General features: G+C 31.7%; 21 protein-coding genes and 1 riboswitch. Of the genes, 15 read left to right on the top strand and 6 right to left on the bottom strand.

Annotated elements, in window-relative coordinates:
- The 7 genes from HMPREF2647_RS02385 to purD all read left to right on the top strand — a co-directional run.
- A partial coding sequence (locus HMPREF2647_RS02385; protein WP_176746904.1) for a phosphoribosylformylglycinamidine synthase subunit PurQ occupies positions 1 to 311 on the top strand: 311 nt, incomplete at its 5' end.
- The gene (gene purL / locus HMPREF2647_RS02380) at positions 304 to 2,493 is read left to right on the top strand and encodes a phosphoribosylformylglycinamidine synthase subunit PurL (protein WP_017175769.1); all 2,190 of its coding nucleotides are present in this window, start codon (positions 304 to 306) and stop codon (positions 2,491 to 2,493) included. The genes HMPREF2647_RS02385 and purL, both read left to right, overlap by 8 nt.
- Positions 2,472 to 3,956: an amidophosphoribosyltransferase gene (gene purF, locus HMPREF2647_RS02375; RefSeq protein ID WP_017175768.1), complete on the top strand. Its 1,485-nt coding sequence runs from the start codon at positions 2,472 to 2,474 to the stop codon at positions 3,954 to 3,956. Before purL ends, purF begins: the two co-directional genes overlap by 22 nt.
- Positions 3,949 to 4,977: a phosphoribosylformylglycinamidine cyclo-ligase gene (gene purM / locus HMPREF2647_RS02370; RefSeq protein ID WP_019835354.1), complete on the top strand. Its 1,029-nt coding sequence runs from the start codon at positions 3,949 to 3,951 to the stop codon at positions 4,975 to 4,977. The genes purF and purM overlap by 8 nt, the downstream gene beginning before the upstream one ends.
- Positions 4,978 to 4,979: 2 nt before the next feature.
- A complete protein-coding gene (purN, locus tag HMPREF2647_RS02365) occupies positions 4,980 to 5,546 on the top strand; it encodes a phosphoribosylglycinamide formyltransferase (RefSeq protein ID WP_017175766.1) in 567 nt (188 codons plus the stop codon).
- 15 nt (positions 5,547 to 5,561) lie between these two features.
- Positions 5,562 to 7,040, top strand: a complete 1,479-nt coding sequence (purH, locus tag HMPREF2647_RS02360; protein ID WP_017175765.1) for a bifunctional phosphoribosylaminoimidazolecarboxamide formyltransferase/IMP cyclohydrolase — start codon at positions 5,562 to 5,564, stop codon at positions 7,038 to 7,040.
- Between the two features lie 35 nt (positions 7,041 to 7,075).
- Positions 7,076 to 8,314, top strand: coding sequence for a phosphoribosylamine--glycine ligase (purD, locus tag HMPREF2647_RS02355; RefSeq protein WP_070859467.1), 1,239 nt, complete (start codon positions 7,076 to 7,078; stop codon positions 8,312 to 8,314).
- Positions 8,315 to 8,385: 71 nt separating this feature from the next.
- Here the strand turns inward: purD and HMPREF2647_RS02350 are convergent.
- From HMPREF2647_RS02350 to graF, 5 genes are all read right to left on the bottom strand, one after another.
- A protein-coding gene (locus tag HMPREF2647_RS02350; protein WP_093514945.1) for an IS3 family transposase occupies positions 8,386 to 9,527 on the bottom strand; the annotation gives its coding sequence in 2 pieces (ribosomal slippage) (positions 8,386 to 9,257 and positions 9,257 to 9,527; 1,143 coding nt in all).
- Positions 9,528 to 9,740: 213 nt separating this feature from the next.
- Positions 9,741 to 10,550, bottom strand: a complete 810-nt coding sequence (locus HMPREF2647_RS02340) for an energy-coupling factor transporter transmembrane component T family protein (protein WP_017175761.1) — start codon at positions 10,548 to 10,550, stop codon at positions 9,741 to 9,743.
- On the bottom strand, positions 10,543 to 11,946 hold the full coding sequence (locus HMPREF2647_RS02335; protein ID WP_017175760.1) for an ABC transporter ATP-binding protein: 1,404 nt from the start codon (positions 11,944 to 11,946) through the stop codon (positions 10,543 to 10,545). Before HMPREF2647_RS02335 ends, HMPREF2647_RS02340 begins: the two co-directional genes overlap by 8 nt.
- A gap of 12 nt (positions 11,947 to 11,958) precedes the next feature.
- Positions 11,959 to 12,534 carry an ECF transporter S component gene (locus tag HMPREF2647_RS02330; RefSeq protein WP_002448226.1) on the bottom strand — a complete coding sequence of 192 codons (576 nt, stop codon included), beginning with the start codon at positions 12,532 to 12,534 and terminating at the stop codon, positions 11,959 to 11,961.
- Positions 12,535 to 12,626: 92 nt separating this feature from the next.
- Positions 12,627 to 12,728: riboswitch (TPP riboswitch) on the bottom strand.
- Positions 12,729 to 12,992: 264 nt separating this feature from the next.
- On the bottom strand, positions 12,993 to 13,112 hold the full coding sequence (gene graF, locus HMPREF2647_RS11350) for a glycopeptide resistance-associated protein GraF (protein ID WP_002448238.1): 120 nt from the start codon (positions 13,110 to 13,112) through the stop codon (positions 12,993 to 12,995).
- 152 nt (positions 13,113 to 13,264) lie between these two features.
- On the opposite strand from graF, the gene auxA reads away from it, so the two are divergent.
- The 5 genes from auxA to ptsP all read left to right on the top strand — a co-directional run bounded on the left by auxA (position 13,265) and on the right by ptsP (position 18,751).
- The gene (auxA, locus tag HMPREF2647_RS02325; RefSeq protein WP_017175758.1) at positions 13,265 to 14,560 is read left to right on the top strand and encodes a lipoteichoic acid stability factor AuxA; all 1,296 of its coding nucleotides are present in this window, start codon (positions 13,265 to 13,267) and stop codon (positions 14,558 to 14,560) included.
- A gap of 153 nt (positions 14,561 to 14,713) precedes the next feature.
- Positions 14,714 to 15,886, top strand: a complete 1,173-nt coding sequence (locus HMPREF2647_RS02320) for a class I SAM-dependent rRNA methyltransferase (RefSeq protein ID WP_019835358.1) — start codon at positions 14,714 to 14,716, stop codon at positions 15,884 to 15,886.
- A 65-nt stretch (positions 15,887 to 15,951) separates the two neighbouring features.
- On the top strand, positions 15,952 to 16,494 hold the full coding sequence (locus tag HMPREF2647_RS02315) for a DUF697 domain-containing protein (RefSeq protein ID WP_049416170.1): 543 nt from the start codon (positions 15,952 to 15,954) through the stop codon (positions 16,492 to 16,494).
- Between the two features lie 272 nt (positions 16,495 to 16,766).
- Positions 16,767 to 17,033 carry a phosphocarrier protein HPr gene (locus tag HMPREF2647_RS02310; RefSeq protein ID WP_070859465.1) on the top strand — a complete coding sequence of 89 codons (267 nt, stop codon included), beginning with the start codon at positions 16,767 to 16,769 and terminating at the stop codon, positions 17,031 to 17,033.
- A gap of 2 nt (positions 17,034 to 17,035) precedes the next feature.
- Positions 17,036 to 18,751, top strand: coding sequence for a phosphoenolpyruvate--protein phosphotransferase (gene ptsP / locus HMPREF2647_RS02305; RefSeq protein ID WP_049416172.1), 1,716 nt, complete (start codon positions 17,036 to 17,038; stop codon positions 18,749 to 18,751).
- Positions 18,752 to 18,803: 52 nt separating this feature from the next.
- On the opposite strand, the gene HMPREF2647_RS02300 is transcribed toward ptsP, so the two are convergent.
- Positions 18,804 to 19,037 carry a glutaredoxin family protein gene (locus HMPREF2647_RS02300; RefSeq protein ID WP_049382531.1) on the bottom strand — a complete coding sequence of 78 codons (234 nt, stop codon included), beginning with the start codon at positions 19,035 to 19,037 and terminating at the stop codon, positions 18,804 to 18,806.
- 195 nt (positions 19,038 to 19,232) lie between these two features.
- Here HMPREF2647_RS02300 and HMPREF2647_RS02295 point away from each other — a divergent pair, with 195 nt between their 5' ends.
- From HMPREF2647_RS02295 to HMPREF2647_RS02285, 3 genes are all read left to right on the top strand, one after another.
- Positions 19,233 to 20,579 carry a cytochrome ubiquinol oxidase subunit I gene (locus HMPREF2647_RS02295; protein ID WP_017175753.1) on the top strand — a complete coding sequence of 449 codons (1,347 nt, stop codon included), beginning with the start codon at positions 19,233 to 19,235 and terminating at the stop codon, positions 20,577 to 20,579.
- Positions 20,579 to 21,595 (top strand): cytochrome d ubiquinol oxidase subunit II, encoded by a 1,017-nt coding sequence (locus tag HMPREF2647_RS02290; protein ID WP_017175752.1) that lies wholly within the window; start codon positions 20,579 to 20,581, stop codon positions 21,593 to 21,595. The genes HMPREF2647_RS02295 and HMPREF2647_RS02290 overlap by 1 nt, the downstream gene beginning before the upstream one ends.
- Positions 21,596 to 21,718: 123 nt before the next feature.
- Complete coding sequence (locus HMPREF2647_RS02285) at positions 21,719 to 22,378, top strand: potassium channel family protein (RefSeq protein WP_002448135.1); 660 nt, start codon at positions 21,719 to 21,721, stop codon at positions 22,376 to 22,378.
- Positions 22,379 to 22,408: the final 30 nt, after the last annotated feature.

The raw sequence follows: 22,408 nt of genomic DNA, 5'->3' as shown, positions 1-22,408 counted from the left end.
ATCAAACTCCTTTTACTAATTTATATGGAGAAAATGAAATTGTTGTTTATCCTGTAGCACATGGAGAAGGACATTATTATTGTACAGATGATATGTACAATGAATTAGTTGAAAATAATCAAATTATTTTAACATATGAAGATAACCCGAATGGGTCTCATGAACATATTGCAGGTATTGTAAATAAAGCAGGCAATGTATGTGGAATGATGCCTCATCCTGAAAGAGCACTTGAAACACTTCTTGGTACAGACAGTGGTGTTAAATTATTCGAAGCAATGGTAAATAGTTGGAGGGAACAAAATGTCTAAGTTTATCGAACCTAGTATTGAAGAAATTAAACTTGAAAAACTATATCAAGACATGGGTTTAAGTGATGAAGAATATAATAAGGTACGTGAGATTTTAGGAAGAGAGCCTAACTTTACAGAAGTAGGTATTTTCTCAGTCATGTGGAGTGAACATTGCTCTTATAAACATTCTAAACCTTTCTTAAAGCAATTCCCGACAACTGGCGAGCATGTCCTTATGGGACCAGGTGAAGGTGCTGGAGTTGTAGATATTGGTGATAATCAAGCGGTAGTTTTCAAAGTAGAATCTCACAATCATCCTTCAGCAATCGAACCTTATCAAGGTGCAGCTACTGGTGTAGGAGGTATCATCAGAGATATCGTATCGATTGGAGCAAGACCCATTAACCTACTAAATAGTTTGCGATTCGGTGAATTATCAGTAAAACAAAATCAACGTTTATTAAAAGGCGTTGTCCGTGGTATTGGTGGTTACGGTAATTGTATTGGTATACCAACTACAGCAGGAGAAATCGAATTCGATGAACGTTACGATGGAAATCCGCTTGTCAATGCAATGTGTGTAGGTGTTATCGATCACGATATGGTACAAAAAGGTACTGCTAAAGGTGAAGGAAATTCAGTCATTTATGTAGGCCTTAAAACTGGACGTGATGGTATTCATGGTGCCACATTTGCATCTGAAGAATTAACTGAAGAAAGTGAAAGTAAACGACCTTCAGTACAAATTGGTGACCCATTTGTAGGTAAAAAATTAATGGAAGCCACACTTGAAGCAATCACATTTGATGAACTTGTAGGTATCCAAGATATGGGAGCAGCAGGTCTTACCTCTTCTTCATCAGAAATGGCTGCTAAAGGCGGTAGTGGATTAGTACTGTATCTAGATCAAGTCCCAACACGTGAACCAGGAATCTCACCATATGAAATGATGTTATCTGAAACACAAGAAAGAATGTTACTTGTTGTTGAAAAAGGAACAGAACAAAAGTTCTTGGACTTATTTGATAAACATGAACTTGATAGTGCAGTAATTGGTGAAGTAACGGATACTGACCGCTTCGTTCTTAAATACGAAGATGAAGTGTATGCAGATATTCCTGTTGATGCACTAGCTGATGAAGCACCTGTCTATATTTTAGAAGGTGAAGAAAAAGAATATAATACCTCAAAAAATGATTATAGTGAGATCAATGTACAAGATGTATTTAAGAAATTATTAAAGCATCCAACAATTGCTTCGAAACATTATTTATATGAACAATACGATCAACAAGTAGGTGCTAATACCATTATTAAACCTGGACTACAATCATCTGTAGTAAGAGTTGAAGGAACAAATAAAGCCATTGCTTCAACCATTGATGGTGAAGCTCGATATGTATTTAATCAACCTTACGAAGGTGGAAAAATGGTTGTGGCAGAAGCTTATAGAAATTTAATTGCTGTAGGCGCAACACCATTAGCTATGACAGACTGTTTAAATTATGGTTCTCCAGAAAAGAAAGAAATTTACCAACAATTGATTGATTCTACAAAAGGAATGGCAGAAGCTTGTGAAGTATTAAAAACACCGGTAGTATCAGGAAACGTTTCTTTATATAACGAAACTAGAGGAACTTCTATTTTCCCTACACCAGTAGTAGGAATGGTAGGACTCATTGAAGATATTCAATATTTAAATGATTTCCATCCAGAAACAGGGCATACATTATATCTTGTAGGAGAAACAAGAAATGATTTTGGTGGAAGTCAAATTGAAAAACTTTTATATAGTAAAGTCAATCATGAGTATGAAGAAATTGATTTAGGTGATGAAGTGGCAAAAGGCGAAGCAATAAAAACATCTATTAGAAATGGAATTGCTTCTCATGTACAAACTGTAGGTAAAGGCGGTTTACTTATTACGCTTGCTAAAATAAGTGCTTATTATAATTTAGGATTAGAAGCAAAAGTAGAACTCTCTGATGCACAATTATTTAGTGAAACACAAGGACGTTATGTCGTTGCAGTCAAAGAAGGACAAACACTAGATGTAGATGGAGCTATTAAAATTGGTGAATTAACAGATGTTGATGAATTTAAAGTATCTAATACTACATCTACAATTACAGAAAAAGTCTCAGATATTAAAGCAATTTGGGAAGGAGCTATTTCAGAATGTTTAACTACAGTGGATTAAACGAAGAATGCGGTGTCTTTGGCATTTGGAATCATTCAGAAGCAGCTCAGTTAACTTATATGGGATTGCATAGTTTACAACATAGAGGGCAAGAAGGTGCAGGGATTGTAGTTTCTGATGAAGATACTCTAAAGGGTGAACGTGGTTTAGGTTTACTTACTGAAGCCATTAAAGAACCACAACTTAATAAACTAAAAGATGGCAATCATGCTATTGGACATGTTCGTTATGCGACATCAGGAAATAAAGGTATCGAAAATATCCAACCATTTTTATATCATTTCTACGATATGAGTGTCGCAATTTGTCATAATGGTAATTTAATTAATGCACAAACTTTAAGACAGTACCTTGAAAAACATGGTGCCATTTTCCACTCATCTTCTGATACTGAAGTGATTATGCATTTAATTCGTCGTAGTAAAGCTCCTACATTTGAAGAGGCGCTAAAAGAAAGTTTACGACAAATTAAAGGCGGATTTACTTTCGCAATATTGACTAAAGACGCTTTGTATGGTGCTGTTGATCCAAATGCGATTCGTCCTCTAGTAGTTGGTAAGATGCAAGATGGAACATACATTTTAGCTAGTGAAACATGTGCCATAGATGTGCTAGGAGCAGAATATGTTCAAGATATTCATGCTGGAGAGTATGTTGTCATTAATCACAATGGCATTGAAGTAAAATCATATACAAGTCACACTAACACAGCTATTTCAGCAATGGAATATATTTACTTTGCGCGTCCAGATTCAACAATTGCTGGAAAAAATGTGCATGCAGTTCGTAAAGTTTCTGGTAAAAAATTAGCTCAAGAAAGTCCGGCTCAAGCAGATATGGTTATCGGTGTTCCAAACTCATCATTATCTGCAGCTAGTGGCTATGCTGAAGAGATTCAATTACCTTATGAAATGGGGCTTGTGAAAAACCAATATGTCGCACGAACTTTTATTCAACCTACACAAGAATTACGTGAACAAGGAGTACGCGTTAAGCTATCGGCAGTGAAAGATATTGTAGAAGGTAAAGACATTATTTTAGTTGATGACTCTATTGTAAGAGGAACAACAAGTAAACGTATTGTCAAAATGCTTAAAGATGCTGGAGCAAATAAAATACATGTACGTATAGCTTCTCCAGAATTTATGTTCCCTAGTTTTTATGGAATTGATGTGTCTACTACTGCTGAATTGATTTCTGCTAGTAAATCTCCAGAAGAAATTTGTGAGTATATTGGTGCAGATTCTCTTGCATATTTAAGTGTTGAAGGTCTTATAGAATCAATTGGATTAGATTTTGATGCACCATATAGTGGATTATGTGTAGAAAGTTTTACAGGAGATTATCCAGCAGGTCTATTTGACTATGAAGAAAACTATTTAAATAATTTAAGTACACGTCAAAAAGAATATATTGATAATCATAAACATTATTTTGATAGAGAGGGAAATATACATGTCTAAAGCTTATGAACAATCAGGTGTTGATATTCATGCAGGTTATGAAGCGGTAGAAAGAATGTCTAGTCATGTTCAACGTACAATGCGTAAAGAAGTACTTGGTGGATTAGGTGGATTTGGTGCGACTTTTGATTTATCCCAGCTTAATATGAAAGCGCCAGTATTAGTCTCTGGTACAGATGGTGTAGGAACAAAATTAAAGCTTGCCATTGATAATAATAAGCATGACACGATTGGTATTGATGCAGTTGCCATGTGTGTAAATGATATTCTTACAACGGGCGCAGAACCGCTATATTTTTTAGATTATATAGCAACAAATAAAGTTGTTCCGGAAGTGATAGAGCAAATTGTAAAAGGTGTGAGTGATGGTTGTGAAGCTACTCATACTGCTCTTATTGGTGGAGAAACAGCCGAGATGGGTGAAATGTATCACGAAGGAGAATATGACTTAGCAGGTTTTGCTGTAGGGGCAGTCGAAAAAGATGAATATATTGATGGATCTGAAGTAGAAGAGGGACAAATTATCATTGGTTTAGCTTCTAATGGAATTCATTCTAATGGGTATAGTTTAGTAAGAAAGTTAATTCAAGAATCCGGAATTAATTTGAATGATTCATTTGATGGAAGTACTTATCTTGATACATTTTTAGCTCCGACTCAATTGTATGTGAAACCTATTTTAACTTTAAAAGAAAAAGTTAAAATCAAAGGCATGAATCATATTACTGGTGGCGGATTTTATGAAAATATACCTAGAGGCTTACCTAACGGGTTAGCAGCTAAAATTGATACACAATCCTTCCCAACACCAAAAGTATTTGAATGGTTACAACAACAAGCTGACATTGAAACGAGTGAAATGTATAACGTTTTTAATATGGGCATAGGCTATACTGTCATTGTAAATAAAGAAGATGTATCTAAAGCACTTGATATCTTAAAAGAACAAGATATTGCTGCATATCAAATAGGGGAAATTGTTAAAAGTAATGATGAACCGATTTATCTTGAGGGGGTATAGATATGACTAAGGTGGCTATATTTGCCTCTGGATCAGGAAGTAACTTCGAAAATATTGTATCTAAAGTTGATAAGGGGCACCTTAATAATATAGAAATTACTTCTTTATATACAGATCATCACGATGCTTATTGCATTGAGCGTGCAAAACAGTTGAAAGTGATGGTTCATATTAATGAACCTAAAGACTTTGAAAACAAAGCAGAATATGAACAAAAATTAATTCAACTTCTTCATAGTGAAGAGGTGGAGTGGATTATCTTAGCAGGTTATATGAGATTAGTGGGACCAGACTTATTAAATGCTTATGAAGGTAAAATATTGAATATTCATCCTTCATTATTACCAAAGTACAAGGGGAAAGATGCAATTGGTCAAGCATTTAATAGTGGGGATAAGGAAACAGGTTCAACAGTTCACTATGTAGATAGTGGAATGGATACGGGAGAAATAATTGAACAACGAAAATGTGATATAAAACCGGACGATACAAAAGAAGCGTTAGAAGAACGTGTGAAACAATTAGAATATGAACTTTATCCAAGTGTAATAGCTAAAGTTATTAAATAAGGAGCATAGTTAATCATGAAAAAAGCAATTATTAGTGTTTCAAATAAAAGTGGAGTCGTGGAATTTGCTAAATCATTAACGCAATTAGATTATGAATTATATTCAACGGGCGGTACAAAACGTGCTTTAGAAGAAGCTAATGTAACTGTTAAATCTGTATCAGAGTTGACGCAATTCCCTGAAATTATGGATGGTCGTGTAAAAACGTTACATCCAGCAGTACACGGTGGTATTTTAGCAGATCGTAATAAACCTGAACATTTAGAACAATTATCAGAACAACACATTGATTTAATTGATATGGTTGTGGTCAACTTATATCCTTTCCAACAAACTGTAGCTAATCCAGATGTAACTGAAGATGATGCAATTGAAAATATCGATATTGGTGGTCCAACTATGTTACGTGCTGCAGCCAAAAATTTTAAACATGTAACAACCATTGTCCATCCATCTGATTATAATGAAGTCATTCAACGAATTAAAGAACATCGACTTGATGAATCATACCGTAAGTCATTAATGATTAAAGTATTTGAACATACAAATGAATATGATCATGCAATTGTAAGTTTCTTCAAAGGAGATAGTGAAGAATTACGATATGGTGAGAATCCTCAACAATCAGCACGTTTTGTTCGTACTTCTAATAGTAAACATACTATTGCTGGTGCGAAACAATTACATGGTAAGGCATTGAGTTTTAATAATATTAAAGATGCAGATTCAGCATTAGCATTAGTGAAAAAATTTAAAGAACCAGCTGCCGTTGCAGTTAAACACATGAATCCATGTGGTGTAGGTATTGGCACTGATATTGAAACTGCATTTAAACATGCGTATGATGCAGATAATCAGTCTATCTTTGGTGGGATCATTGCACTCAATAGAACAGTTACCAAAGATTTAGCGGAAACGTTACATTCTATTTTCTTAGAAGTTGTCATTGCACCAAAATTTGATAAAGAAGCTTTAGATATTTTAACTCAAAAGAAAAATATTCGCTTATTAGAAATTGATATGACAATTGATAATCGTGAAGAAGAATTTGTTTCAGTCTCAGGTGGATATTTGGTTCAAGATAAAGATAATTACGAAGTGTCTAAAGAAGAAATGAAGGTTGTTACAGACGTTGAACCTACCGATGCTCAGTGGGAGGCAATGCTTCTAGGATGGAAAGTTATTCCATCAGTGAAAAGTAATGCAATCATTTTAAGTAATAATAAACAGACAGTTGGAATTGGTGCAGGACAAATGAATAGAGTAGGTGCAGCTAAGATTGCATTAGAGCGCGCAATTGAAATAAATGACAATGTAGTAATGATTTCTGATGGCTTCTTCCCAATGGATGATACTGTTGAACTTGCTGCAAAACATGGTATTAAAGCTATTATTCAACCAGGCGGTTCAATTAAAGACCAAGATTCGATTGATATGGCTAACAAACATGGTATTGCTATGGTTACTACTGGTATGCGTCATTTTAAACACTAATTTAAAATAATTGAGAGAATAGAGGGAGAAAAGAAATGAATGTTTTAGTTATAGGTGCAGGCGGTCGTGAACATGCATTAGTATCAAAATTACATCAGTCGCCACTTATTGAAAAACTTTATGCTATTCCTGGAAATGATGCAATGACTCATTTAGCTGAAATACACACTGAAATTGCTGAAACCGACCATAAGGCTATTTTACAATTTGTTCACCAACATCATATAGAATGGGTGATTATTGGTCCAGAACAACCATTGATAGATGGTTTATCTAATAAATTGAGAGACAATCATGTTAAAGTCTTTGGTCCTAATAAAGAAGCAGCCCAAATTGAGGGTTCTAAATCTTTTGCTAAAAGGGTAATGGAAAAATATGATATTCCAACTGCTGATTATAAAGAAATAGACAATAAAACTGAAGCACTTAATTATGTAAATGATTGCGAATTACCTATTGTAGTCAAAAAGGATGGGTTAGCTGCTGGTAAAGGCGTAATTATTGCTAATACACGAGATGAAACAATTGAAGCGGTAGAAGTGCTATATCCACAAGAAGATGGAAAAGTTGTCTTTGAACAATTTCTTGAAGGAGAAGAATTCTCATTAATGACATTCATTAATGGTGATTATGCAGTTCCTTTTGACTGTATTGCTCAAGATCATAAACGTGCCTATGATAATGACGAAGGTCCTAATACTGGTGGGATGGGCGCTTATTGTCCTGTTCCTCATATTTCAAATGACGTTTTAGAACGTACAAACAAAGATATTGCTCAACCAATTGCTAGAGCGTTAAAAGAAGAGGGTTATGACTATTTTGGTTTACTTTATATAGGTGCAATTTTAACTAAGGAAGGTCCTAAAGTTATTGAATTTAATGCACGATTTGGTGATCCAGAAGCGCAAGTATTGTTAAGTCGTCTAGAAAGTGACTTGATGGCACAAATCGTTGCTCTAGACCGTAAAGAACCTATTCGTTTTCAATGGATTAACGATTATGTGGTAGGAGTAATGCTTGCTTCGAAAGGCTATCCTGGGTCATATGATAAAGGTGCAGAGGTTTCAGGCTTTGAATTAAATAACCATTATTTCGTTAGTGGTTTGAAAAAAGAAAATGATACATTTCTTACATCCGGCGGACGAGTTGTATTAGCCATTGGAAAAGGAAAAACTATTCAACAAGCACAAAAAGATGCTTATGGAAATGTAGAAAAAATTAAGAGTGATCAACTATTTTATCGTAAAGATATTGGAAATAAAGCACTCAAATAAACTAAAAATAATAACCCATAGATGATAGGCACTGAACCCTTAAAATGGGAACTTAATAAAAACACTATGTTCTAGGCTGCTAATTCTCTGTATTTTACAGGGGATAAGTAGCCTAGTTTTTGTTGAATTCGATTATTATTATAGTTTTTAATGTATTTTTCGACAATATCTATTACAATATGATTAGAGCTATTAAGCTGATTATTGATGTAAAAAGTTTCAGACTTTAGCGAGGAATGAAAACTTTCTATCGGGGCGTTATCGGCAGGTGTTCCCTTTCGGGACATACTTCTGATAATGCCTTTTTCTTCGCATAATTGATAATAAGCATAAGATGTATAAACGCTGCCTTGATCACTATGTAATATACACCCCTCAGGTATATCGATTTGATTTAATGTATCATTAACTAAACTTTGGTCTTGTTTATCATCTATTTTATACGCCACAATTTCTCCGTTATATATGTCCATTATCGAAGATAAATACAACATAGAGTGACCAAATGGTAAATAAGTAATATCGGTTGTTAATACTTTCATGGGACAACTCGCTTTAAATTGTCTTTGTAATAAATTGTTTGTTTTATAATACGGTTTACCTATCCTTGTCGTCTTTTTAGGTCTAACTCGGCAGTTCAAATGATGCTTCTGCATAATTCTCTGTACTCTCTTATGATTAATTGGTGATGTATAACATTGATTAATCAATGCTGTAATCTTACGATAACCGTAGGTATAGTGGTTAGCTTCACATAATTCAATGACTTTTTGTGTTACAGTATCATTTTTATAGGTTTTGTTTTTCCATCGGTAATATGTTGATTTAGGTATGTTTAATACGTCTAGTATCAATTTGATTGAATAGTTTCCTTTTAATTGATCCACTAAATCTATGACTACCGTTGGTACCACTTCCTTTCCAATGCCTTGTACTTTTTTAAAATATCCAATTCTATATCTTTTCTCTTATTTTCTAATTTTAATTGTTCTACTTCTGACAGCTCTTCTAATCCTTTACCGTAGGTATATTGTTTACCAACGTGTTGTGAAAATCTATAACTTTCCCCATTTCGATACCATCGCCACCAAGTTTTCACTTGTGTTCTATTTCTAATATTTAATTCTTCCATAATTTCTTTTGTTGAAAATCCTGCTGCTTTCATTTCAACAGCTTTATACTTTGTTTCTACTGAATAAGCAACTCTTTTCATAGAAAAAACACCTCCGCATGATTCATTTTAATATGAATCATGCGGAGGTGTTTTTATATACTTCCCACTAATTGGGGTCAGTCCAGATATTCATCTATGGGTTTTTTATAATGTTAGGGTTTAATATACGAGCAAGATAAATTTACTGTATTTTTGAAACTGTTTTTATCTTTGAACTCAATTTTTACTTTAGTTTGTCTTATGTTAGATATATTACTCTAACATTTCTGAAACACGAGCATCTTCAATACCAGTGATTGGAAAATATTGAGATAAATAAAAAGCAATAATAAGTAAAGCAATTGTCATACCAACAAAAAGAATATCTTTGTATGAGAAAGGTGCTTTATAATAATAGGTACGTGGGCCATCTTTAAATCCTTTTGATTCCATAGCTACTGATAATTGATGTGCACGACGTATGTTTTGACTTAAAACTGGAATAAGTAAGTGTTTTATACGTTTAAATCCACGATAATTGGAAGCATCAATCATTTGGTAACGCATTTTTAAAGAACGTCTTAATTGGATAAATGATGTGAAAATAAGTGGTACCATACGAATAGCAGCCATAAATGCATAGGCGATTTTAGGTTTTACTTTTAAATGTTGCATTAAACTATAGAAAATCATTACAATTTGCGATGTTAATGCAATTAACACACCAAACATTGAAACAGTAATTGTTCTTAAAGATAAGTGAAGACCTCTTACAATGCTCTCAGTACTAATATGAATAATTCCCCATTCAAATAACATATGTGTACCATCACCATATAAAATCATGAATAATGATGATAGCAAGGCAAAGAGAATGGTTGCTGATAAAAATGCAGCAATGACTTTAAAAGCTGTACCATTAAAAGATAATAAAAATATAAACATTAATAAAGTAATATAAATCATGTAATCAAAATTATGCACAAAAATGATAAAAATAAATAATAAAACTCCAAGAATTAATTTCGTAATAATATTTACATCATCTACAAGTGTATGACGCTTTTTCCAACGTTCAAACATTTGATTCACCTGCCATTTCTAAAAGCTTATGATTTTCTACGACAAGTCGACGTGTTGGATAACGATGAATAATTTCAGGGTCATGCGTCACCATTACGATAGTTTGTCCTTGTTTTACACGTTCTTCAAATAGCTTAATCAATTGAAATGTATTATGACTATCAAGTCCAAATGTTGGCTCATCTAGTAAAACAATTTCAGCTTTTGAACTTAAAGCAGTTGCTACGCTTAATCGACGTTTTTGACCTGTAGATATTTCAAAAGGATGATGATGTTTAACTTTTTCTAAATGTAAAAGTTTCAAAAGATGCTCAGTTTCTTCTTTCGATTTTGCTTTATCAAGATGATTATAATGAATATTAATTTCGTCATAAACTGAATTTGTAATAAATTGAAGTTCAGGATTTTGGTATACAAGATACATATTTTGAGCAGCATCTTTAATTTTCTTCAGTAATCGCTTCTCATAAAACATTGTACCGTTGTATTTCACTAATTGCATCATAGATTCGAGTAAAGTAGTTTTACCAGCTCCATTTTTTCCAGTAATTGTAATCCATTCTCCAGGATGAATATTTAGTTCTGAAACTTCAAATAGTGTATTTTTACTACGAATTATTTGTCCGTTTTGAAATTTAAAAAGTGTATTGGAATATTGGGGAGTTAAATCTTTTCGAATAGGTGCATAATCCCAAGCATGAGGATGCCATACGCCAAATTCAGTGAGTAACGATTCACAATGTTTGAGTATGTATTCAGGTGTATTATCAGCTATAATTTCTCCATCATAGTTCATTAATATGACTCGATCTACATGATGCCAAATATGTTCCACTTTATGTTCTACAATTAATACCGTTTGATCAGTCCATAAGTGAATTAATCGTTGCCATAAGTCAGCAGTTGCTTGTACATCTAACATAGCTGTAGGTTCATCTAAAAAGAGTGTATCAGCTTTCTGTAAAATCGTTTCAACGATAGCAAGCTTTTGTTTCATACCACCACTTAAATTATTTACGAAAGTTGAATTATCCACATCTAAATCTACAGACGCAAGTGCTTTTTTAATTTGTTCATCCATGTCTTCTCTTGGCACTTTTTGATTTTCTAAGACGAAAGCTAATTCTTCGTAAACTTTTGGCATACAAAATTGTGTATCTGGGTCTTGAAAAATAACCCCCGAATTAGGATCAATGTCTAGTTCATCATATTTCATCGGTAATTCTATAAGATTAGGAACAATGCCACTAAGGACATTAAGCAATGTGCTTTTACCAGATCCTGAAGGACCTAGTAAAAGCACTTTTTCTTTATCTTTAATTTCTATATTTAGATTATCGAAAATTTTTCGATCACCATTTGGATATTTTAGACGTAAATTTTTGACTTTTAACACAATCATTTCCCCTTATAAGTTGTCGTAATCTTTTTGAGAGGCAGGACGGAATAATTTAGTTACTCCAGTTTGATCTAAGGCTTTTACAATTAAATAAGAGAGTATACCAGACAGTACAATACCACTAATAGCACGGAAAATGATGAAAAGTAGTAAGTTCCAACCCGCAACTTCGTTTAGATAGCCGTAAAAATAATCTACAGGGAAAGATACTAATGCTGTTACTAAACCAGCTAACATTGCTACCATTAAAGAACGTGATTTGTATTTAAAGATAGCAAACACAACTTCACATGCTAGACCTTGTAAAATGGCATATACTATAGTAGGAATATCAAATTTCCCCATAACAATAGTTTCACCTGCACCAGCAGCAAATTCAGCAATTAATGCAATACCTGGTTTAGGAATAATTAAGTAAGCCACAATAGCAGCCATAAACCAAATACCGTATGTAAGTTGCTCTAGATGTATACCAGCTACTTGAGCTAAATTATATGGCAACCACCATAAGTTATAAATGATTGCAAAAATAACAGCAATCAGCACCGTAACTAGAATTTCTGAAAGTTTTAAACCTTTAGACATAAAATAGTTCCTCCTAAAAAAACGCACAACCCTTCGTAGAAAAGTTGTGCGTAAGTTTAAATAAAAATGCTATTGATTATTAAAAACATGATTTATTTAAGTTAACACTTTCCTACGCTAGTTTTTAACTAGATCAGGTTCAAAGGGTTTGAGGTTAAGCCTCATCTCAGTGCTATACACCCCTAGTGCATTTATATTTTATTTATTTTAAATGTATGACTTTTAATAGTAGATGTCAAGATGCTTTTAATCTATATTTAATTAAAAATAAATTATAATTAAACAGTTTACATATTTAACAATTAAAATGTAATTAGTTCTAAAAATAATGAAAGAAAGTAGGATAGATTTATTTCCAACTCAGCCATCGATAGCCAATATATTAAAAATACCTGAGACAGCTTGTATGTCTCAGGCTTATTCATTAAATATTCTTAATGATGACATAAATAAGAAAATTAGTCTAATGTATTTTGAACATCTTGTTTAGTTTGTTCAATATCATCAGTTTTTTCTTCTTTTTGTTCTTTTAATTTTTCTTCATATTCTTTTGCTTTTTTTGCATCTTCATGTGTCATAGGACAACTCTCCTTTTTCATAGATTACTTTACAAAACTAATATACCCAATTAATAAAAGAATAAACTTCATCTCAGTCTAGAGAAGTATTTTATTTTTTATTAAAGACAAGAATAGAAAGTTCATATATAATTAATTTTGAGGTGAACTGTATGTCTTTTCTTAAGAAACACGCCGAGATTATCTATAGTTACTTGATCGGTATCGTTTCACTCTTCACAGGTCTCATTATCTTAATCAATTTGCCTTTAATCCATAAACTAAAAGATAAAGATAAAATTGATTTAAAAATACATAATATATGGGACTTTCTTAATGCATTTTTTAGTGAAATAATTAGAGTGATGAGTAGATTCATAGGCAACTTTCCAGTTGTAAGTGCAGTCATAATTATTCTATTTGGTATTCTAGTCATATTGATTGGATATACGTTATTTAGAACAACCAAATACGATTACGACATCTCAATTTTCTTTTTAGTTATTGGTATTTTATACTTCCTCATTACAATTACATTGATGACTCAAGTATATGGTTTTTGGGCAATTATATTCATTATTCCATTTGTGATTCATACAGGATATATTGTTTATAAAGATGAATTGTATCAAGAAAATAGAAAAGTTCATTATTTATGGATTATTATTTCATATGGAATAAGTTACTTGATTACTCAACTGTCATTGTATGGCAAAATCGATGCAAATGAGATTGAGCCTATTGATATTTTAAGTGTAAATACATTCTTCATCATTATGTGGTTATTAGCTCAAGCGGCAATTTGGAATTTCTTATTCTTACGCCGTGCGTTACCTTTAACAAAAGAAGAATTAGGGGAAGAAGAGCCTGAATTATCAAGAACTCAAAAAGGAAACGTTTCGACTCAATCAAAAGTTCATTTTAAACAACTTCAAGATAAAACATCAGAATATGCACGTAAGACAAGAAGAAGTGTAGATTTAGATAAAATTAGATCTAAACGCGATAAATTTAAAAGTAAATTTAAAAATATTGTAGATATAGAAGAAGATGATATTCCTAAGTGGATGAGACCTCCTAAATGGATTAAACCAGCATATGTGGAAATTTTCTGTGGTTTTATCTTATTCTTATTTACATTTATAGAATTTAATAATAGAAATGCTCTATTTGTATCTGGAGAATGGGAATTATCACAAACTCAATACGTGATTGAATGGATTACACTGTTAATATTACTCTTTATTATTATCATTTACATTGCGACGACATTTACTCATTTTTTAAGAGGCAAATTTTACTATTTACAGTTGTTTATGATTAGTATTCTATTCTTCAAATTGCTTACTGAATTTATTAATATAATGATTCATGGTCTATTACTTTCAATATTTATTACACCTACATTAATTATTATGTTAATACCTGTAATTATAGCATTTTCGTTGCAATTAAAAGAAAAACCATAATCTGAGTAAGGGAGTGGAACAGAATTCATTTTTGAATTCAGTGTTCCACTTCTTTTTTTAATTTAATATTTAGGTGAAGAATTTTAAATTTGTTAAAATAGTAGAGTAGATTACAATAGATTCGTTACAAAAATTAAAATAGGAGAAATTAAAATGAAAATAGCAACTTTAAATAAAGGCAAAGAAACTAAATATTTAAATCAATATCCTTTAGTTGAAGAAGAAGATATTTTTCAACACGATCATTTAAAAGAAGGTGACTTGTTTAATATAGTTACTGAAAATAACCAATATATTGCAACAGCTTATGTAGGACGTCAACATAAAGGATTAGGATGGGTAATCACATATAGCCAAGAAGAAGATATCAATATTACTTTCTTTGAAAATTTATTTAAAAAAGCGCTAGAAGAAAGAGAGTATTACTATAATATAGAAGGAACTAATGCTTTTAGACTATTTAACGCTGAGGGAGATGGCGTTGGAGGTTTAACTATTGATAATTACAATGGACATCTACTTATTCAATGGTATTCAAAAGGAATTTACAAGTTTCGTTATATAATTATTGAAGCAATAAAAAAAGTATTTAAATTTGAATCAGTTTTTGAAAAAATGCGCTTTAAAGATACGGAGTATACAGGAGGACATGTACTTGGAGAAACTCCGGAATTTCCAATAGTTATTGAAGAAAATTTTACATTTTACAATGTTGATTTAAACGATGGATTAATGACAGGAATATTTTTAGATCAAAAAGAAGTTCGTAAAAAATTACGTGATTATTTTGCCGAAAATAGAAGTATTTTAAATTTATTTAGTTATACGGGCGCGTTTTCAGTGGTAGCATCTAAAAATGCTAAAGTTACAACAAGTGTAGATTTAGCTAATCGTTCTCGTACATTAACTGAAGAAAATTTTGGGTTAAATGGTGTAGACCCTAAAAGTCAATATATCTATGTCATGGATACATTTGATTTTTATAATTATGCAGCACGTCATGGAAAACAATATGACACAATAGTCATTGATCCACCTAGTTTTGCGCGTAATAAAAAGAAAACTTTTTCAGTGCAAAAAAATTATGATGATTTAATTAATGGTGCTTTAGATGTTTTAGCACCAGATGGTACATTGCTACTATGTACAAATTCAAGTGCTTTTTCTTTAAAAGCATTTAAAAATGTAATTAAGAAAACATTGGAACAAGCTAACGTAGAATATGAAATAGAAGAAGTCATGGGATTACCAAAAGACTTTAAAACACATCCACATTATAAACCTTCTAAATATTTAAAAGCTGTATTCATAAATATTAAGCATTAAAGTACTGAAATAGGGTATTAAATGTATATTGAAAATATTATGAAAAACGAAAGGTGAGTCAGTAAGTGGGTATTATTAATAAAATTACAAATGGAGTTACTGATAAAGTTAGTAAAAAGGTCTTAGATATAGAAGAAATTAACGAAAAAGATATCTTACCTAAAAATGAAGAAGAAATTGCACAACGTAGAGAAAAAGCTAAAGCTGTTGTTAAGAAAAAATCTTTATTATCTTCAGGGATGAGTGTTGTGCCAATTCCAGGATTAGACTTTGGTGTAGATATCAAATTGATGAAAGATATTATTGAAGATATTAATAAAATTTATGGTCTTGATCAAAAACAAGTCAATTCTCTTGGTGAAGATGTTAAAGAACGTATTTTATCAGCAGCAGCAATTCAAGGTAGTTCAATGATTGGTGAAAAAGTAACTAGTGGTGCTTTGAAACTAATCATTAGAGATGTTGCTAAACGTACAGCAGCAAAACAAACAAAATGGTTCCCAATAGTGGGACAAGCTGTTTCAGCTTCAATTAGTTACTACTTTATGAATAAATTAGGTCAAGATCATATAGAAAAATGTGAAAAAGTTTTACGTGATATTATTTAATTTTTTTAAAATGTAGTATAATAAAAGGGAAGGAATTTATATATAACATTAGAAAATTGACTAACATAACGCTATACCTATTATAAGTAATCAAACTTTGTTTGATTACTTATATAATGACTGCTACTTTATTAACATAAGTGTATTTTTCGATAATAATTCAATTATATAAGAATTGAATTTAGTTATATATTTTGGTAGTGTTAGGGTATGAATTTTTATGTTAGATAATAAGAAAATTAATTTTCTAACTTATGGAGGAGAAATAGATTATGGAACAAAAATTATATGTAATTGTTGACGAAACTGGAATTCATGCACGTCCAGCTACAATGTTAGTGCAAACAGCATCTAAATTTGATTCAGATATTCAATTAGAATATAACGGTAAAAAAGTAAATTTAAAATCAATTATGGGCGTTATGAGTTTAGGTGTAGGTAAAGATGCTGAAATTACTATCTATGCTGATGGAAGCGATGAACAAGATGCAATTCAAGCTATCAGTGAAGTTTTATCAAAAGAAGGTTTAACAGAGTAATTATGTCTAAATTAATTAAAGGTATTGCAGCTTCTGATGGAGTTGCAATTGCCAAAGCATATTTACTAGTAGAACCTGATTTATCATTTACAAATGAGAAAATTACTGATACTGATGCTGAAATTAAAAAGTTCAGAAATGCTTTAGAAGCTTCCAAAATTGAATTAACAAAAATTAGAAATAATGCTGAAAAATCATTAGGTGCAGATAAAGCTGCTATTTTTGATGCACATTTACTTGTACTTGATGACCCAGAATTAATTCAGCCAATTGAAGATAAAATTGCGAATGAGAAAGTCAATGCACCAGAAGCATTAAATGAAGTTACGACTCAATTCATTACTATTTTTGAATCTATGGATAATGAATATATGAGAGAACGTGCAGCAGATATTCGTGACGTTTCTAAGCGTGTACTTGCTCATCTTTTAGGCGTGGAGTTACCAAATCCTAGTATGATTGATGAAAGTGTAGTTATTATAGGAAACGATTTAACACCATCTGATACTGCACAATTAAACAAAGAGTTTGTTCAAGGTTTTGTTACAAATATTGGTGGACGTACAAGTCATTCTGCAATTATGAGCCGTTCATTAGAAATTGCAGCCGTGGTTGGTACTAAATCGATTACTCATGAAGTAAAACAAGGAGATATGGTTATTGTTGACGGTATTACTGGTGACGTTATCATAGATCCAACTGAAGACGAACTCATTGCTTATCAAAATAAACGTGAGCGTTTCTTTGAAGATAAAAAAGAATTACAAAAACTTCGTGATGCCGAAACTGTAACTGTTGACGGTGAACATGCAGAATTAGCTGCTAATATTGGTACACCTGATGATTTATATGGTGTTATGGAAAATGGCGCTGAAGGAATTGGTCTTTATAGAACAGAATTTTTATATATGGGTAGAGATCAAATGCCAACTGAAGACGAACAATTTGAAGCGTATAAAAAAGTGTTAGAAACTATGAAAGATAAACGCGTTGTTGTACGTACTTTAGATATTGGTGGAGATAAAGAATTACCATATTTAAATTTACCTAAAGAAATGAATCCATTCTTAGGTTATCGTGCAATTCGTTTGTGCTTAGATCAACAAGACATCTTCAGAACACAATTACGTGCGTTATTACGCGCATCTGCTTATGGTAAATTAAATATTATGTTCCCAATGGTAGCCACTATTAAAGAGTTTAGAGATGCTAAAGCTATTCTTTTAGAAGAAAAAGATAAATTAACTAGCGAAGGACAAGAAGTTGCTGATGATATCGAAGTAGGTATCATGGTAGAGATTCCTTCTACTGCTGCGTTAGCTGATATCTTTGCTAAAGAAGTAGATTTCTTTAGTATAGGAACTAATGACTTAATTCAATATACTATGGCAGCTGACCGTATGTCTGAACGTGTTTCATATTTATATCAACCATATAACCCAGCAATTTTACGTTTAGTTAAACAGGTCATTGAAGCTTCTCATAAAGAAGGTAAATGGACTGGTATGTGTGGTGAAATGGCTGGCGATGAAACAGCAATTCCATTATTATTAGGTTTAGGATTAGATGAGTTCTCTATGAGTGCAACCTCTATTCTTAAAGCTAGAAGACAAATTAATGGTTTAAGTAAAAATGAAATGGCGGAATTAGCAAATCGTGCCATTAATTGTGCAACACAAGATGAAGTTAAAGAACTTGTTCATCGCATTTCTAAATAATATTAAAAATACCTGAGACAACTTATGATGTCTCAGGTTCTTTTTTTATGTATTACAGTTGGATATCAAATATTCTGTTGATTTTTTCTAAATCTACATGATACATAGGCTCCTCATTTAATAAGATAAATGGTGTAGAGAATGCATCATATTCTAACATTTCATTACGATAAGAAGGATGCTTAATATTTTTTTCAATAAAATTAATATGATGTTCCGTTAAATAATTTTTTATAAAATTACAAGGTGGACAATCATCTTGTGTATAGATAATTATTTTAGACATAAATCATATTCTCCTTTTAATTATACTTTTCTTACTATATATAAGGTAATTAAAAAATGCAAATTTTGAATTTTATGTGAATTCCATTTAAATTATCTATTAAAAAGTAAACAAAAAAATTTTAGTTACTAATGTTTAGGTATATAATTTAAATCTATAGGATTAAATTTTAAATTATAGAAAAGGTGGTTAAGTATGAATTCTGTCGAAATTAGTCGTTTTTTGACAGGGATGACATTAGGCGTTCATATTATTTTTGCTACTATTGGAGTAGGAATGCCATTAATGTTTGCAATCGCAGAGTTTTTAGGGATCAAAAAGAAAGATCCTAAATATATAGCATTAGCAAAACGTTGGTCAAAAGGGTATACGATTACAGTTGCAGTTGGGGTTGTAACTGGAACAATTATTGGATTACAACTTTCACTTGTTTGGCCTACGTTTATGAAAATGGGTGGCCATGTTATCGCGCTTCCTCTTTTCATGGAAACATTTGCTTTCTTCTTTGAAGCAATCTTTTTAAGTATTTATCTGTATACATGGAATCGTTTTAAAAATCAATGGATACATTTTTTAATTAGTTTACCTGTTATTATTGGTGGTTCATTCTCAGCGTTCTTTATTACTTCAGTGAACTCATTTATGAATACTCCAGCAGGTTTTGAAATGAAAAAAGGTAAAATGGTGAATGTTCAACCATTTGAAGCAATGTTCAATTCTTCATTTTTAGTTAGAGCATTTCATGTTGTTGCAACAGCTGGTATGACGATGGCATTTATTTTGGCAGCAATTGCTGCATTTAAATTATTGAAAAATAAATATAGTGAAGATGCGCCATATCATAAAAAAGCGTTAAAAATGACTATGATTCTTGGATTTATTCAAACATTATTATCAATGTTAGCGGGAGATTTGTCTGCTAAGTTTCTTCATAAAGTACAACCAGAAAAATTAGCTGCATATGAGTGGCATTTTGATACACATTCCAAAGCAGATTTAGTATTTTTTGGTGTCTTAAATGAAAACACTCAAGAAGTTTCAGGAGCTATAAAAATTCCTGGATTACTGAGCTTTTTAGCTGATAATAATATTAATACTAAAGTAAAAGGTTTAAATGAATTTCCTAAAAATGATTTACCTCCATTAATCGTTCATTATTTCTTTGATTTAATGGTAGCTATGGGAATCTTTTGTTTTATCGTATCAGGCATTTTTATATTAGCATTATTGATAAAAAAACTACGTCCTATTATAACTAAAAAAGTAATGCTTTATGCAGTACTTTTAACAGGACCTGCTTCAATGCTTGCTATAGAGTTTGGTTGGTTCTTAACTGAAATGGGACGTCAACCATGGATTGTTAGAGGTTACATGCGTGTTAGCCAAGCTGCTACACAGGCAGGAGGAATTACATTAGTAACAATTTTATTCGGTTTACTTTATTTTGTACTTCTCTTTACATCTGCTTATGTATTATTGAGAATGTTTAGAAATAAACCAGCTCGCGAGGATATTGATAAAGTGATTGGAGGTCAAGAATAATGGATTATACTGGCATAGGTATTACAGTATTATGGACTTTCCTATTTTGTTATATTATCGTAGCGTCTATTGATTTTGGTGCTGGATTTTTAACTTTGCATACAAAATTAACGGGAGAAGAAAAAAAGATTAATCATCTTATAGAAAGATATTTAAATCCTGTATGGGAAGTAACAAATGTATTTTTTGTATTTTTCTTTGTAGGTTTTGTCGGATTTTTCCCAGATTCAGCTCTTTATTTAGGGACAGTGTTATTAGTTCCTGGTTCAATCGCTTTAATTCTTATTTCTATTAGAAGTAGTTTTTATGCTTTTGAACATTATGGACAAGATAATAAACTGCCTTGGATATTTTTATATGGTATTACTGGGCTTTTAATACCCGCAGCACTCGCAACTGTATTGACTATCTCAGAAGGCGGATACATTAATGAACAAGGCAATCATTTTGATTTGGATTGGGTACAATTACTATTAAGTCCTTTTGCATGGTCAGTTGTATTTTTAGCAATTGTAAGTGTGTTATATATATCATCAGGGTTTTTAACATATTACGCTTCTAAAGCAAAAGATAAAGTGGCTTATAAATTTATGCGTCAATGGTTTATGTTCTGGGGTCCACCGATGATTATTATTTCATTATTTGTATTCTTATCATTAAGAATACAAAACTCTAATCACTTTTATAATGCAATTACGCATTATTGGTGGATGTTTGCAATTAGTTTTATTTTCTTCTTAATTGCAGGAATTTTAAATATGATTAAAAAGTATCATGGTTTAGCATTTATTATGGTGATTTTACAAATGGCTTTCGCTTTTTACGGCTACGGTATGAGTAAGTTACCTTATATTCTTTATCCATATATTAAAATTTCAGATTCAGGTGTAAACTCATCAATGGGCTTAGCATTAACGATCGTCTTTATTTTAGGTTTACTTTTATTACTTCCATCGTTAATATTGTTATTGAGATTATTCGTTTTTGATAAACAATATGTGGAAGGTAAAAAGTAATTTAAATTAAGAGAGGAGCTGAAATGAGAGTGATTTATATTTATAGAACTTTGAATAAGTTTCTAGTATATAAATGAACTTATCATTTTAGCTCTTATTTTTTAGATGGGAGTTCCAGAATTCATGGAGAAAGAGTATGTAGTAATAGGATTAGGTCGTTTTGGAGGAAGTATTGTAAGAGAGTTAAACGCTTTAGATATGGATGTTATGGCTATTGATAGAGATGAAGCTCGAGTAAATGAATATAGTGAAATTGCGACACATGCTGTTGTAGCTGACACTACAGATGAAGCGGTAATGAAAAGTTTAGGTATACGAAATTTTGATCATGTCATTGTAGCAATAGGTGAGAATATTCAATCTAGTACATTAACAACTTTAATATTGAAAGAATTAGGTGTTAAAAAAGTTACGGCCAAAGCACAAAACGATTATCATGCAAAGATTTTGAATAAAATTGGTGCCGACACTGTGGTACATCCAGAAAGAGATATGGGTCGTCGTATTGCACATAATGTAGCAAGTGCAAGTGTACTAGACTATCTCGAACTCGCAGATGAGCATTCATTAGTGGAGTTAAAAGTAAGCGAAAAATTAACTGGTCAAACAATCAGAGATTTAGATATTCGAGCACAATTCGGTATTAATATTATTGCAATAAAAAGAGGTCGAGAAATCATTGTGTCACCAGATCCAAATATGAATATTGAAATTGGAGATATTATGATAATGATTGGACACGATAATGATTTAAATCGTTTTGAGAAAAAAATAGTAAGATAAAAAAGAGTCCGGGACATAAAGTATCTAGAT

Source organism: Staphylococcus sp. HMSC035D11, from assembly GCF_001836075.1.
GTDB classification, from domain to species: Bacteria; Bacillota; Bacilli; order Staphylococcales; family Staphylococcaceae; genus Staphylococcus; species Staphylococcus hominis.
This window is presented reverse-complemented; position numbering and strand designations above follow the sequence as displayed.

Coding starts and splice junctions, on each gene's coding strand:
- purL (WP_017175769.1), top strand. CDS start 304: ATGTCTAAGTTTATCGAACCTAGTATTGAAGAAATTAAACTTGAAAAA.
- purF (WP_017175768.1), top strand. CDS start 2,472: ATGTTTAACTACAGTGGATTAAACGAAGAATGCGGTGTCTTTGGCATT.
- purM (WP_019835354.1), top strand. CDS start 3,949: ATGTCTAAAGCTTATGAACAATCAGGTGTTGATATTCATGCAGGTTAT.
- purN (WP_017175766.1), top strand. CDS start 4,980: ATGACTAAGGTGGCTATATTTGCCTCTGGATCAGGAAGTAACTTCGAA.
- purH (WP_017175765.1), top strand. CDS start 5,562: ATGAAAAAAGCAATTATTAGTGTTTCAAATAAAAGTGGAGTCGTGGAA.
- purD (WP_070859467.1), top strand. CDS start 7,076: ATGAATGTTTTAGTTATAGGTGCAGGCGGTCGTGAACATGCATTAGTA.
- HMPREF2647_RS02340 (WP_017175761.1), bottom strand. CDS start 10,550: ATGTTTGAACGTTGGAAAAAGCGTCATACACTTGTAGATGATGTAAAT.
- HMPREF2647_RS02330 (WP_002448226.1), bottom strand. CDS start 12,534: ATGTCTAAAGGTTTAAAACTTTCAGAAATTCTAGTTACGGTGCTGATT.
- graF (WP_002448238.1), bottom strand. CDS start 13,112: ATGACACATGAAGATGCAAAAAAAGCAAAAGAATATGAAGAAAAATTA.
- auxA (WP_017175758.1), top strand. CDS start 13,265: ATGTCTTTTCTTAAGAAACACGCCGAGATTATCTATAGTTACTTGATC.
- HMPREF2647_RS02320 (WP_019835358.1), top strand. CDS start 14,714: ATGAAAATAGCAACTTTAAATAAAGGCAAAGAAACTAAATATTTAAAT.
- HMPREF2647_RS02310 (WP_070859465.1), top strand. CDS start 16,767: ATGGAACAAAAATTATATGTAATTGTTGACGAAACTGGAATTCATGCA.
- ptsP (WP_049416172.1), top strand. CDS start 17,036: ATGTCTAAATTAATTAAAGGTATTGCAGCTTCTGATGGAGTTGCAATT.
- HMPREF2647_RS02300 (WP_049382531.1), bottom strand. CDS start 19,037: ATGTCTAAAATAATTATCTATACACAAGATGATTGTCCACCTTGTAAT.
- HMPREF2647_RS02295 (WP_017175753.1), top strand. CDS start 19,233: ATGAATTCTGTCGAAATTAGTCGTTTTTTGACAGGGATGACATTAGGC.
- HMPREF2647_RS02290 (WP_017175752.1), top strand. CDS start 20,579: ATGGATTATACTGGCATAGGTATTACAGTATTATGGACTTTCCTATTT.
- HMPREF2647_RS02285 (WP_002448135.1), top strand. CDS start 21,719: ATGGAGAAAGAGTATGTAGTAATAGGATTAGGTCGTTTTGGAGGAAGT.